Source organism: Salinivibrio kushneri (assembly GCF_005280275.1).
Taxonomy (GTDB): Bacteria; Pseudomonadota; Gammaproteobacteria; order Enterobacterales; family Vibrionaceae; genus Salinivibrio; species Salinivibrio kushneri.
In genome coordinates, this window is sequence record NZ_CP040021.1 from 951,868 (window position 1) to 964,375 (window position 12,508).

Annotated in this window: 12 protein-coding genes; 4 read left to right on the forward strand and 8 right to left on the reverse strand. The window is 48.6% G+C overall.

Translation table 11 applies throughout. The annotated features are described in order from the left end of the window. Positions 1-56 precede the first annotated feature (56 nt). The 4 genes from FCN78_RS04615 to nagB form a co-directional block, all read right to left on the reverse strand. Positions 57-1,637 (reverse strand): cation:proton antiporter family protein, encoded by a 1,581-nt coding sequence (locus FCN78_RS04615; RefSeq protein ID WP_077658849.1) that lies wholly within the window; start codon positions 1,635-1,637, stop codon positions 57-59. A gap of 393 nt (positions 1,638-2,030) precedes the next feature. Further along, complete coding sequence (nagC, locus tag FCN78_RS04620; protein WP_069361397.1) at positions 2,031-3,245, reverse strand: DNA-binding transcriptional regulator NagC; 1,215 nt, start codon at positions 3,243-3,245, stop codon at positions 2,031-2,033. Between the two features lie 7 nt (positions 3,246-3,252). Then, positions 3,253-4,389, reverse strand: coding sequence for an N-acetylglucosamine-6-phosphate deacetylase (gene nagA / locus FCN78_RS04625; RefSeq protein WP_077599322.1), 1,137 nt, complete (start codon positions 4,387-4,389; stop codon positions 3,253-3,255). 11 nt (positions 4,390-4,400) lie between these two features. Then, complete coding sequence (gene nagB / locus FCN78_RS04630; RefSeq protein WP_069361399.1) at positions 4,401-5,201, reverse strand: glucosamine-6-phosphate deaminase; 801 nt, start codon at positions 5,199-5,201, stop codon at positions 4,401-4,403. A gap of 316 nt (positions 5,202-5,517) precedes the next feature. Between nagB and nagE the strand changes: the two genes are divergently transcribed. Then, complete coding sequence (nagE, locus tag FCN78_RS04635) at positions 5,518-7,026, forward strand: N-acetylglucosamine-specific PTS transporter subunit IIBC (protein WP_069361498.1); 1,509 nt, start codon at positions 5,518-5,520, stop codon at positions 7,024-7,026. A 213-nt stretch (positions 7,027-7,239) separates the two neighbouring features. Then, positions 7,240-8,907 carry a glutamine--tRNA ligase gene (gene glnS / locus FCN78_RS04640; RefSeq protein WP_069361400.1) on the forward strand — a complete coding sequence of 556 codons (1,668 nt, stop codon included), beginning with the start codon at positions 7,240-7,242 and terminating at the stop codon, positions 8,905-8,907. A gap of 53 nt (positions 8,908-8,960) precedes the next feature. Here the strand turns inward: glnS and fcrX are convergent, their stop codons facing one another. After that, positions 8,961-9,407 (reverse strand): ferric iron uptake transcriptional regulator FcrX, encoded by a 447-nt coding sequence (gene fcrX / locus FCN78_RS04645; RefSeq protein ID WP_069361401.1) that lies wholly within the window; start codon positions 9,405-9,407, stop codon positions 8,961-8,963. A 184-nt stretch (positions 9,408-9,591) separates the two neighbouring features. Here fcrX and FCN78_RS04650 point away from each other — a divergent pair, with 184 nt between their 5' ends. Further along, a complete protein-coding gene (locus FCN78_RS04650; protein WP_077658850.1) occupies positions 9,592-10,092 on the forward strand; it encodes a DUF4442 domain-containing protein in 501 nt (166 codons plus the stop codon). 70 nt (positions 10,093-10,162) lie between these two features. Here the strand turns inward: FCN78_RS04650 and fldA are convergent, their stop codons facing one another. The 3 genes from fldA to FCN78_RS04665 form a co-directional block, all read right to left on the reverse strand. Further along, positions 10,163-10,690 carry a flavodoxin FldA gene (gene fldA / locus FCN78_RS04655; protein WP_046073566.1) on the reverse strand — a complete coding sequence of 176 codons (528 nt, stop codon included), beginning with the start codon at positions 10,688-10,690 and terminating at the stop codon, positions 10,163-10,165. Positions 10,691-10,801: 111 nt separating this feature from the next. After that, entirely contained in the window at positions 10,802-11,023 is a 222-nt protein-coding gene (locus FCN78_RS04660; protein WP_021022467.1) for a DUF2788 domain-containing protein, read from the reverse strand. Positions 11,024-11,083: 60 nt separating this feature from the next. Next, a complete protein-coding gene (locus FCN78_RS04665; protein WP_077658851.1) occupies positions 11,084-11,857 on the reverse strand; it encodes an alpha/beta fold hydrolase in 774 nt (257 codons plus the stop codon). Positions 11,858-11,956: 99 nt separating this feature from the next. On the opposite strand from FCN78_RS04665, the gene seqA reads away from it, so the two are divergent. After that, entirely contained in the window at positions 11,957-12,502 is a 546-nt protein-coding gene (gene seqA, locus FCN78_RS04670; RefSeq protein WP_077456598.1) for a replication initiation negative regulator SeqA, read from the forward strand. The last annotated feature ends 6 nt before the right edge of the window (positions 12,503-12,508 follow it).

Genomic DNA, 12,508 nt, shown 5'->3' on the forward strand with positions numbered 1-12,508 from the left:
TATACAAAAACGCACAAGCATCGAGGCTTGTGCGTGTGTCGTGTCGCCATGGGGCGCTAGCTATCCGGGTGAGAGAAGCGGTCTCTTACGTGTCGTGCGAAGCCGCTGCCCGCCTCTTGGTAGATATTAAAGGCTTCATCCACGCCAAGTGCTTTAAGTTGATCAAGCTCGTCTTTGTACTTAGCAATGGCGGCAACCTTGCCATTAAATCCCGTTTGCCGAATTTGCTCGAGCGCCAGTGTATTGGCATGGCTATGAGGCATGGCGAGCAGAATGAGCGAGATATTGCCATCAGACACCGCCCGCGACCAAAAGTCGGGGTCGGTTGCATCGCCTAAAATGACACGTCGTCCTTCTTGCTGATGACGCGTCACCGAGTCTTCTCGTGTGTCAATCCCCACAATCGGTTGGTGGTGTGTGGTGGCAAGTTCGTCGTAGGCACCTGAGCCAATGCGTCCCATCCCGAGTACCAATATATTGGCATCACCGAGATTGATTTGTTGATCACTGGGGTGAAGCTTGTCGGGGGCACGTTCAGGCAGCCAACGTGACGCCCACCCATACAGCTGGTTACTAAAGGTATTGAGGGGAGCGGAAAAGGCAAAACTGAGTGATACCGCAATGGCGATGGAAACCAGGATCGGGCCGGGCATCAGTCCTGTTTTATACGCCAAGCCACCCACTATAAGTCCAAACTCGCTGAAGTTGAATAAGGTGAGCGTGGTGAATAAGGCCGTACGAACGCGATATCGAAAGCCGCTGACGATCCAGTAGTAGAGTACGCCCTTGATGGGCAGTAATAACATCAAGATCAGTGCAAAACTAAAGCTCTGCCAGGTAGGCTGCTCGGATAAGCCAATGTTGAGGAAAAAGCAAACCAGAAACAGCTCTTTCATATTAAACAGTGATTTGGCCATTTCGGATGCACGTGGGTGACTGGCAAGCAGCATACCGAGAATAAGCGCGCCCAAGTCGGGCTTTATGCCGACGGCCTCAAACAGCCCCGCACCAGCTACAAGGGCCAGGAACACGGCATAAAGAACCAAGATTTCACCGTGACCTGCCTTGTCCAAAAGCTTACCCAATAGCGGTTTTAGCAGAGGTAAACCAAAGAGGAGGAGGGCGGACAGTTCGGGGGTTTTGCCCGATGTAGTGGTGAGGAAAATCACGGCAAAGATATCTTGCATGATCAGCATACCGATGGCCAAGGTGCCATAGGTGGCATTCAGCTCCCCTTTTTCTTGCAGCGCTTTGATGGCAAAGACGGTGCTAGAAAATGAAAGCGCGAAGCCAAGCAGCAGCATCTCAGATAGACTCATGCCTGACAGCATAGGAATGCTCAGTGCTTTAAGGCCCATTAGCGCGAGGGTAAAAAAGGCGGTTGTCAGGACATTATGGGCCGTGGCCCCAAACCAGATTTCTTTGGCAAGCAAGGTTTTGACATCAAGCTTTAAGCCGATAGTAAACAGCAGCAAGGTGACACCCAGATCGGCCAACTGCGTGATCACCGGTGTCGACTGGTAGCCCATGGCATGCAGGACAAAGCCCGCGATAAGAAAGCCAACCAATGGCGGGAGATGACAGCGCATTAATGCATAGCCACTGATAAATGCGGCGGAAATAAAAACCAGTTCCATATCTTGTACTTATTCTAAAGTTGAGTGAGACAAGGCGTTGTCGCTAACGTGGCTATAATGTACACGTTTTGTGGTCAGTATGTGAATGTAAAATCAGGAAGCGTGAGAACCGACAGCATAGTGACAGTGGCGGTGAAGCGCCGATCGACGAAAGCTTCCAGCCTTTTGCTGCATGGGTGACATAAACAGATTGACTTAAAAAAGGTGACTCAAGACAGGGTGCTGACTGAGTGATTAGAGGCGTGATGCAATAGGCGGGATGGAAAAAGAGGGGAGTGCTCGACTCCCAGTGAGTATGCCGGTGTATCAGCGAGGCTTTATGCGTACGCTCATCGCAGGTAGATAAAGCCTGACTGGTGTCAGCCAGGCAATTTCGGCTTTCTGACTAACGCCTTACTCTTCTAGCAACTCTTGTAGGAGCTCACCGTTAAGCATTGCGCGTTTAACCAAGGAAAACGCGGCCATTGTCGGCTGAGCCTCTAGGTCGGCGCTAACAATCGCCAGCTTTTCGTGGAAACTTGGCAATGATTGATTCTCGACACAGCGCTCAATGGCAGGGAAGACCACACTTTTTGCTGCAGTAATCTTGCCCGCAATGACCACCAGCTGTGGGTTAAATAGATTGACGGTCATCGCGATCGCTTTACCCAGATGATTACCGACTTTCACCAATACTTGGCGCGCCAACTCATCACCTTGTTCTGCGGCTTGGCAAATCGCTTCGATAGTCAGACTTTGATCATAACTGAGGCTACTGGGATGCCCTTGTGCAAGCAGCTGTTGCGCGTGTTCAATGATCGCTTCGTTCGACGCCACGGTTTCTAAGCAGCCAAAGTTGCCACACTGACACTTTTTACCCAGTGGATCGATCTGTACATGACCAAGTTCACCCACATTCCGGTTCTGGCCAAGAAAAATTTGCCCATTGACGATGATCCCCGCGCCAGTACCATGATGCACACTGACTAGCATAGAGTCGTAATAGTCTTGGCTCGCCCCAAAGTAGTGCTCCGCTAATGCTTGTCCGCGGATATCGTTGCCAACGAAAGCCTGCACACCAAATTCTTCGCGCAAGGTATCAGCAAGCGCAAGTTGTTTAATATTGATGTTGGGCATGTATTCGACCACCCCTGAATCAGGGTCAACCAGGCCAGGCATCACTACGGATATCGCAATCAGTTCTCGGAGTGCGTGTTGGTGCGTTTCCAAAAACTGACTAACGATATGAATCAAGCCTTGAACAAGCTCGTCTTGATCATGGTACTGGAAGGTTTCGCCGTGTTCAGCCAACGAGGCACCACTTAAGTCATACAAAGACAACTCAATAAAGTGACGACCCAGTCGTACCGCAAGGGTATGAAAGGGCGCACACTCGGTGGTGAGAGAAATGGCACGACGTCCGCCTGTCGATGCTTGTTGTGCCACTTCTTTAATCAGACCTCTTTCTAACAGTTGGCGGGTAATTTTGGTCACACTTGCCGGCGCCAATCGGCTTACATCGGCAATTTGTATGCGTGAAATAGGCCCTTGTTGATCAATTAATCGATAAACGGCAGCTCCGTTAAGTTGCTTTACAAGATCGACATTCCCGATTTTTCCGCCAGTCATAGGTGTCCTAGCTTTGTAGATATTGTCCGTTTACGATCGTCGCTTGAACGTTGATTGCTCGGTCGAAAATGGCAAGATTCGCAACTTTCCCCGGACGAATGCTGCCATAGTGTTGTTCGATACCGATTGCGCGAGCGGGATAGAGCGTAGCCATCCGCAAAGCTTCATCCAAGGCGATCCCTACATGCTCAACACTGTTATAAATCGCTTGATCCATCGTCAGAGCCGAGCCGCCAAGCGTGCCATTTTCATCAACACACTTACCGTCACGGTAATATACTTTCTTACCTACAAAAATAAAGTGATCCATGTCGGCTCCTGCTGGTGCAACCGCATCCGTAACCAACACTAATTTCTCACCTTTTACTTTATGTGCGAGACGAATGTTAGGGTATGAAACGTGAAAGCCGTCAGCAATCACGCCAGTGTAAACATCCGGTGTATCGTAGATAGCACCGACGACGCCTGGCTCACGGCCTGATATAGAGGTCATCGCGTTAAACAGGTGCGTGGCAAAGGAAATGCCATGGGTAAAGCCTTGCTTAGCTTGTGCGTAAGTGGCATTGGTATGGCCAGCAGAAACCACGATACCAGCTTGCTTAAGGGCTTGAATATGTGACGCAGGTGCCAATTCAGGCGCGAGGGTGACTTTAGCAATCACATCCGCATTGTCGCACAAGTAGTTGATCATCTGATCGTTGCTTGGACGAATATAGTCAGCACTGTGTATCCCCTTTTTTTCGATATTCAAATAAGGGCCTTCAAGGTGTAACCCCAGCGCCTGATGGGGGTGCTGTTGTTGGTACGTCCGCATGGCGCTGATGGCGGCTTGCATATCGGCATCAGAGCTAGTGATCAGAGTGGGGAGAAAATTGGTGCAACCTGACTTAAGGTTAGCCTGATGCATGGTCGCGATGGTGTCAGGCGTAATGGCATCATTAAACATCACCCCGCCACAGCCATTAAGCTGAAGGTCAATGAAGCCTGGGCTGACTAATGCACCGTTGAGCGCACGCGTGGCAATATTATTGGGTAGGGCGTCTTGTCGACAGACGGCGTCAATCAGGCCTTCTCGAATCACGATGGCATGATCATCCAACACCTCATGGCCGGTAAAAATCCGGCAGTGAGTTAACGCATACATGCTTCAATTCCTTATAAATGGTGTATATTTTGGGCTTCAAGCTCTTGAAAATACTTCACAGTTTTTACTTTTAGTTCTGCTGTTGAAGGCGCATCACACACAATCATCGCTTTTGGGTGCAGTTGTAGCGCTGATACTGTCCATAAGTGGTTCACTGAGCCTTCCACCGCGGCCTCAAGTGCCTGGGCTTTATTGTGTCCTGTCACCAAGATCATGACTTCTTCTGCATCTAATAAGGTGCCGACACCAATAGTGAGCGCATGCTTAGGTACTTGATTGATATCATTATCAAAAAAGCGAGAGTTTGCCACACGGGTATCCTCGGTCAAGGTTTTGATCCGTGTTCTTGAGGCTAATGATGACGCAGGTTCATTAAACGCAATATGACCATCGTTACCTACACCACCCATAAAGAGATGGATTTTGCCGTATGCCTTGATTTTTTCTTCATAGCGTTGGCACTCGACATCGACATCGGTCGCATTGCCATCAAGCAAGTTGATGTTTTTTTCCTGAATATCAATATGGTTAAAAAAGTTTTGGTACATAAAGGTACGATAGGCTTGTGGGTGATCAGCAGGGATCCCACAGTATTCGTCCATATTAAAGGTCACCACGTGCTTGAAGCTGACTTCACCTTGCTGGTGGAGTTTTATGAGTTGCTTATAGGTGTTGAGTGGCGTCCCCCCCGTGGGTAAGCCCAGAACAAAGGGGTTATCGGCAGTCGGCGAAAACGTGTTGATGGTATCAACGATATAGCGAGCCGACCATAGGCCGACTTGTTGGCTGGTTTGTAAAGGAATGAGTCGCATGGGTCACCTCGTTCTATCAATGCGCAGTTCGTGGCCATAGCATAACGGATATGCTTATTTATTTTCATCATAAAATAAGTTTTATGATCAGGCTAACAATTTTCTCTGTATATGGGGTGGTTTGGTGATGATTCTCACAAATAACGCGGGTTTAATTTGCGAGGCGAATTTATTGACATAAACTGCAATTGACTAACATTGCTTTACAAAAGAAGTGATTTAACAAAAGTCCTTGGGCAAGCGTCCAAGTTAGATGTCTAACCGCGTAGCGAGCGCTAGCGTGGTGGACACAGAAAAATATAAAGGGGGAACGACGGTGAATATTCTTGGTTATGCACAACGTATAGGTCGTGCGCTGATGGTACCGGTTGCGGTATTGCCAGCAGCTGCGATCTTAATGGGGGTCGGCTACTGGCTTGACCCAACTGGATGGGGTGGAAACAACGCCTTAGCTGCTTTCTTGATTAAATCAGGGGCAGCGATTATCGACAATATGTCAGTGTTATTTGCCATTGGTGTGGCGTATGGCATGTCAAAAGATAAAGATGGCGCCGCCGCTCTGGCAGGGTTTGTGGGCTTTATGGTTATCACTACACTGTGTGCGCCTGGTGCGGTGAGTCAAATTGGCTTGGTCGATATTTCAGTCGGCAACAATGAGCTTGCTTTTAGCAAAATCAACAACCAGTTTATCGGTATCTTGATCGGCGTGGTGTCCGCTGAGCTGTATAACCGCTACAGCGGGGTTGAATTGCCAAAAGCGTTGGCGTTCTTTAGCGGCAAGCGTTTGGTGCCGATCTTGGTCTCAGTGGTGGCGATCATCATCTCATTTGTATTGATGTTTGTCTGGCCTGTTCTTTTTGGTGGCTTGGTTCACTTTGGCGAAAGCATCACCAATCTGGGTGCGGCGGGTGCCGGTGTGTATGGCTTCTTTAACCGCCTACTTATCCCTGTTGGTCTGCACCACGCGCTTAACGCCGTGTTCTGGTTCGATACCGTCGGTATTAACGACTTGGGCCGCTTCTGGATGGGAGCACAAGGCCTTGAAACAGGCGAAGCGATTAAAGGGACTACAGGCATGTACATGGCAGGTTTCTTCCCCGTCATGATGTTTGGTCTTCCAGGTGCTGCACTTGCAATTTATCATACTGCGCGTCCTGAGAATAAAGCGCGTGTTGCGTCTATCATGATTGCCGCTGGCTTTGCGTCTTTCTTTACTGGGGTGACTGAGCCGCTCGAATTCTCATTCTTGTTTGTCGCACCTTTGTTGTTTGTGTTGCATGCGCTGTTAACGGGTATTTCACTGTTCATCGCCGCCACTTTCGACTGGACGGCAGGCTTCGGCTTCTCGGCAGGGTTAGTTGACTTGGTGTTGTCATCGAAAAACCCGGTGGCTAACCAGTGGTACATGCTACCTATTTTGGGCCTTGTGTTCTTTGCGCTCTACTACGTGTCATTCCGTGCCGCGATTTCAGCCTTGAACCTGAAAACGCCAGGCCGAGAAGATGACGCAGTAGAAAGTGCACCGGCGAGCGCCAATACGGGTGAAGCGAGCGATAATCGCGAACTGGCACGTAAGTACCTTAAAGCCCTTGGTGGTCATCAAAACCTCACATCAATTGATGCTTGTATTACCCGTCTGCGTCTGTCGGTTGCCGACCGCGAGGTGGTTGATGAAGCGAAATTGAAAGCGATTGGGGCGATGGGGGTCGTCAAGCTTGGCGAGAATAACTTGCAGGTCATTCTTGGCCCCCTAGCAGAAATCATTGCCGGTGAACTGAAACAAATCCCAGAAGATGAAGATTTGTCAAAAGTCGCGCTGCCTTAAATGGGGTACAGCACCACAATAATCTGAACAACGCGCCCAGCTAACAGCTGGGCGCTTTTTTAGGTGCGCTGTCACCATTTTCGAGCAAAAAAGTAACAAATAGGCCTGCACCGCGATGACAATGACAACAACGGGTTGAGTCGCAGCGCGGAATAGGAGATCATAGTGCCTATGTAGCTTTAAAATTCGCATTTTTGATACGAGGTAACCTTGATGAGTGATGCTGAAGCTCGTCCCACCAACTTTATTCGCCAAATCATTGATAAAGACTTGGCGGAAGGGAAACACACAGCGGTCGTGACACGTTTCCCGCCTGAGCCGAATGGCTATTTGCACATCGGCCATGCCAAATCAATTTGTTTGAACTTCGGGATCGCACAAGACTATCAGGGTGAATGTAACCTGCGTTTTGATGATACCAATCCAGAAAAAGAAAACGTGGAATACGTTGAATCTATCAAGCGTGACGTCCAATGGTTGGGCTTTGACTGGGCAGGAGAGGTGCGTTACTCCTCAAACTATTTTGACAAGCTTTATGGCTACGCGGTTGAGCTGATTGAAAAAGGGTTGGCATACGTTGAAGAGCTGACGCCCGACGAGATCAGAGAGTATCGTGGCACATTGACCGAGCCGGGCAAGCACAGCCCTTATCGTGAACGCTCGGTTGAAGAGAATTTGGCACTGTTTGAAAAAATGCGAGCGGGTGAGTTTGCCGAAGGTAAGGCCTGTTTGCGTGCTAAAATCGATATGGCGTCCCCCTTTATGGTGATGCGGGATCCGGTTTTATACCGTGTTCGTTTTGCGCATCATCATCAGACTGGCGACAAGTGGTGCATTTATCCAATGTACGACTTTACCCATTGCATTTCAGATGCACTGGAAGGGATCACGCATTCTCTATGTACCCTCGAATTTCAAGATAACCGACGCCTATACGATTGGGTATTGGAAAACATCACTATCGACTGTACGCCGCACCAATATGAGTTCAGCCGCTTGAATCTCGAGTATACCGTGATGTCTAAACGTAAGCTGAACCAACTGGTGGAGGAGCAGTTAGTAAACGGTTGGGATGACCCGCGTATGCTGACTATTTCAGGCTTGCGTCGTCGGGGTTACACGCCTGCCTCCATTCGTGAGTTTTGTCAGCGTATTGGTGTGACTAAGCAAGATAACACCATTGAAATGAGTGCGCTTGAATCTTGCGTGCGTGATGACTTAAACGAAAATGCACCACGCGCCATGGCGGTGCTCGATCCCATTAAACTGGTGATTGAAAACAAAGCCGATGACGTGGAGTGGCTTGATGCACCCAACCATCCCAATCAGCCAGAGATGGGGACGCGCCAGGTGCCATTTTCGCGCGAGATCTGGATTGAGCGAGAAGACTTCCGTGAATCAGCCAACAAGAAGTACAAGCGACTGGTACTGGAGAAGGAAGTACGTTTGCGCAATGCCTACGTGGTAAAAGCGGAGCGTTGTGAAAAAGACGATGAGGGCAATATTACCACTGTATATTGCAGCTATGATCCAGACACCCTCGGTAAAGATCCTGCCGATGGGCGAAAAGTGAAAGGCGTGATCCATTGGGTTTCTGCGGCTGAGGCGTTACCCGCTGAATTCCGTTTGTATGACCGCTTATTTACGGTGCCAAATCCGGCCAGCGCGGACAACTTCGCGGAAACCATTAATCCTGAGTCGTTACAGGTACAGCATGGCTTTGTCGAGCCAAGCATGCAAAATGCGCCTGTCGAAAAGGGCTATCAGTTTGAGCGTACAGGCTATTTTTGTGTAGATAATAAAGATAGCCGTAAGGATGCGCTTGTCTTCAACCGGACGGTGAGCTTGCGTGATACCTGGGCGAAGATAGAAGGTAAATAATAAAAAGCCGGCGTGATTATCACGCCGGCTTTTTTAAGACACATATTACTGATTTAGTCAGCGTTGTGAATGGATGGATCGGCTTTGCAGTCACCTTCCTGACAGTGGCCATACAAATACAAACTATGATTTGTTAGTTGCACATTAAAGCGCGCGGCGATTTCTTTCTGACGCTCTTCAATCAAATCATCAGAAAATTCAATCACTTTACCGCAGTCAAGGCAGACCAGATGGTCATGATGATGCTGGGTCGCCAGTTCAAATACGGACTTGCCGCCTTCAAAGTGGTGACGCGTGACAATGCCTGCATCATCAAATTGGTTCAGTACGCGGTACACGGTCGCTAGGCCAATTTCTTCACCTAGATCGATTAATTTCTTATACAGGTCTTCGGCACTGATGTGCTGGCAATCTGGCTGTTGCAGCACTTCTAGGATCTTGAGCCGTGGAAGGGTGACTTTGAGCCCAGCTTGCTTCAACGCCTGGTTATTGTCTGACATGTGTATCTACCTGTTTTCTGCCTGAGTTAAGACAGTTGGATTAGCAAGGAAAATATCTTATAAGCCTATCAAAATTGCACTGCTCTCGCTACTCTCGACATGCGTTCTCAGGGGGAAAATTGATCATTTGTGGTTGCATCAATGTTTACTAGATGTAAATATTATCTGGTTAGACCAGATAAGGATGTCAACTTACATGTATCGTTTCTACAAACCACGTATTGTTAAGTGGGCACTTAACAGCTGGCCACCTTTTTGGGGCGCAGGGATCCATATTGATGCCATCAGCCAGGATTTTAAACGTGTCAATATGCGCTTGAAACTCCGCTGGTGGAATAAAAATGCTAACCGTACCCAATATGGCGGTAGCATCTTCTCCTTGACTGATCCTGTCTATGCGCTGATGTTAATGGGCATTCTCGGTCCTCAGTACCATGTGTGGGACAAGCAAGCTGATATCAATTTTATTAAGCCGGGAACCACGGACTTGTACGCAGATTTTGTGATCAGCGATGCGGTGTTAACCGATATCCAACAACAAGCAGGACAGGGCGATAAGGTGTTGCCAGAGTTCGTGGTACATGTGAAAGATGCAAATGGTGACGTGGTCGCGGAAGTAAAGCGCACCCTATACGTGAGGAAGAAACGTCAGTATCGAGATGCAGCCAGCAAACAAGCTGCATGACCGACCCGTTTGCGTTGAATTAGACAAAAAACGCCAAGGTTGAGCATCCTTGGCGTTTGATAAGCAAAACTTAGTCTTCAAGCTCTGCTAAACACATTTCTTCATAAACTTGTTTTACCCACTTGCTTACACGCTCGTCGGTCAGTTCAGGTTGGCGATCTTCATCCACACACAAGCCGACAAAGTGGTTGTCATCAACCAACGCTTGCGACGCTTCAAATTCATACCCTTCAGTTGGCCAGTGACCAATGATGGTAGCGCCTTTCGCTTCAATGATATCGCGGACGGTGCCCATGGCATCACAGAAGTATTCTGCGTAATCTTCCTGGTCGCCACAGCCGAAAATAGCCACGAGTTTTGTTGAGAAGTCAATTTGCTCTAACTCTGGGAAAAAGTCATCCCAGTCGCACTGCGCTTCACCGTAATACCATGTCGGAATACCGATCAGCAGCAAATCGAAGTTATCAATATCTTCTTTGCTGCTTTTTGCGATATCCTGCACGTGAACCATTTGTTTGCCTAACTGCTTTTGAATGGTTTTTGCAATTGCTTCCGTGTTTCCCGTGTCACTACCAAAGAAGAGACCTACACTCGCCATATAAAAAACACCCGTTTTGTCAGTGGGTTGCTGTTTGCAACTAACTCGAATTAAAGAAAAAGCGTCGCTTTTTCAAACCTATATGATTAACCAGTGACTTCAGTGCTAGGGTTAGCCGATGCCGACCCCCTCCCAAACCAACTGAATCACACCTTTTACGATAAAGCCGACACAGCCTAGTGTGAGCACAAACCAGACGATCCGTCGGCCGAATACTGGCACATTGCCCTCACGTAGCACGTCTTTAATTGCCATGCCGATAAAAAAGAAAATCGCGGCGAAGACGAGATCTAGACCTATTTTCTCGAGCAATTGAAAGTGCTCGTAAAGCATGCGTGCCTCCATTGAGCACCGACTTATGCGGCGCAATATATCACAAGGGTCACTTAACTGTTAACGCTCGCTCGGCATTAAAAAACGTTCGATGACGTTGGCAACCACCGCTGGCTTTTCAGCATGTAGCCAGTGACCCGTGCCTGCCACCATATGTGCTTTTGAATGCGGAAACTGAGCGGTAATGGCCTCACGGTGGTCTGGCAGAATGTATTCAGAGTTCTGCCCTTTGACAAACAGAGTGGGGCCTGCATATTGGCCAAAATCTGTCCACCCCATGATGTCACGATAGCCGTGATAAAGATTATCAATATTGAAGCGCCAGGCGTAGTGACCGTGATCGGTTTTATAGAGTGATTTCAATAAAAATTGGCTTACACCTGGATTTTCAATCGTTTCATTCATCATGGTTTGCGCTTGTTGGCGGCTTTCCAGTGTCACCCTTTGCGTCTGATGCAATGCCTTGAACACGTTGTCATGGCGGTTAACTTGATAATCGACTGGGGCAATATCCATCACCACCAGTTGTTCGACGCGCTCTGGGAAGCGCTGAGCGACGGCCATCGCCACTTTGCCACCCATTGAATGGCCAACGATAATGGCTGACTCAAGCTGTTGTGCATCCATCCACGCGACCACGGCATCGGACTGGCTTCGATAATTCGTGTCCTGTGTATGATAGGAGCGACCATGGTTAGGTAGATCAATTTGATAGACACAAAAATGCTCGGATAGTGTCTTGGCGAGCCCGCCTAAATTGTCGAGATCACCAAATAAACCGTGGATCAATACAAGCGGTGAGCCCTCACCGCGAGACTTTCCGTTTAATAACACGTTGCTTTTCTCTCAGATTACTGGCTTTAACGTAGAGTATACCTATCTATCTCTGTATAATCGCCCCGTTAAACGATAAACAGGACGCGATGAAAAACAATGAAGACGATAGAGGTTGACGACGATCTATACCGGTATATTGCCAGCCAAACTCAGCATATTGGCGAAAGCGCATCAGACATCCTGCGTCGCTTACTGCTGTCGGACTCGGCACCGCAGCCCACTCAGGCTGCGCCGACGACGCCCTCTCGTTCTAGCGGTATTGTTGTCAGTAAAGATGCTGGGCGCAGTGCGTCCGTCGATCGTGTCAAAGCGATGCGAACGTTATTGATTTCAGATGAGTTTGCGGCCCAAGAACGAGCGATTGGGCGTTTCATGCTGATCCTCACCACCTTATACCGTGTTGACCAACAAGGATTCGCAGATGGTATGGCGCTAAAAGGGCGTACCCGTCTGTATTTTGCCGATAATCCACAAACTTTATTAGAAAGCGGCAAAACCACCAAACCCAAGCAGATTCCAGAAACACCTTTTTGGGTCATCACCAACACGAATACTGGCCGTAAGCGTCAGATGGTGGAGCAGCTTATGGAAAAAATGCAGTTCCCGAGTGATTTGACTGAGAAGGTTGTGAACGCGATTTAATCTATG

Bases quoted from the DNA above. Each gene is read 5' to 3' on its own strand.
- fcrX (WP_069361401.1), bottom strand. From the start codon at position 9,407: ATGTCAGACAATAACCAGGCGTTGAAGCAAGCTGGGCTCAAAGTCACC.
- glnS (WP_069361400.1), top strand. From the start codon at position 7,240: ATGAGTGATGCTGAAGCTCGTCCCACCAACTTTATTCGCCAAATCATT.
- nagC (WP_069361397.1), bottom strand. From the start codon at position 3,245: ATGACTGGCGGAAAAATCGGGAATGTCGATCTTGTAAAGCAACTTAAC.
- fldA (WP_046073566.1), bottom strand. From the start codon at position 10,690: ATGGCGAGTGTAGGTCTCTTCTTTGGTAGTGACACGGGAAACACGGAA.
- nagB (WP_069361399.1), bottom strand. From the start codon at position 5,201: ATGCGACTCATTCCTTTACAAACCAGCCAACAAGTCGGCCTATGGTCG.
- FCN78_RS04650 (WP_077658850.1), top strand. From the start codon at position 9,592: ATGTCAACTTACATGTATCGTTTCTACAAACCACGTATTGTTAAGTGG.
- FCN78_RS04660 (WP_021022467.1), bottom strand. From the start codon at position 11,023: ATGCTTTACGAGCACTTTCAATTGCTCGAGAAAATAGGTCTAGATCTC.
- seqA (WP_077456598.1), top strand. From the start codon at position 11,957: ATGAAGACGATAGAGGTTGACGACGATCTATACCGGTATATTGCCAGC.
- FCN78_RS04615 (WP_077658849.1), bottom strand. From the start codon at position 1,637: ATGGAACTGGTTTTTATTTCCGCCGCATTTATCAGTGGCTATGCATTA.
- nagA (WP_077599322.1), bottom strand. From the start codon at position 4,389: ATGTATGCGTTAACTCACTGCCGGATTTTTACCGGCCATGAGGTGTTG.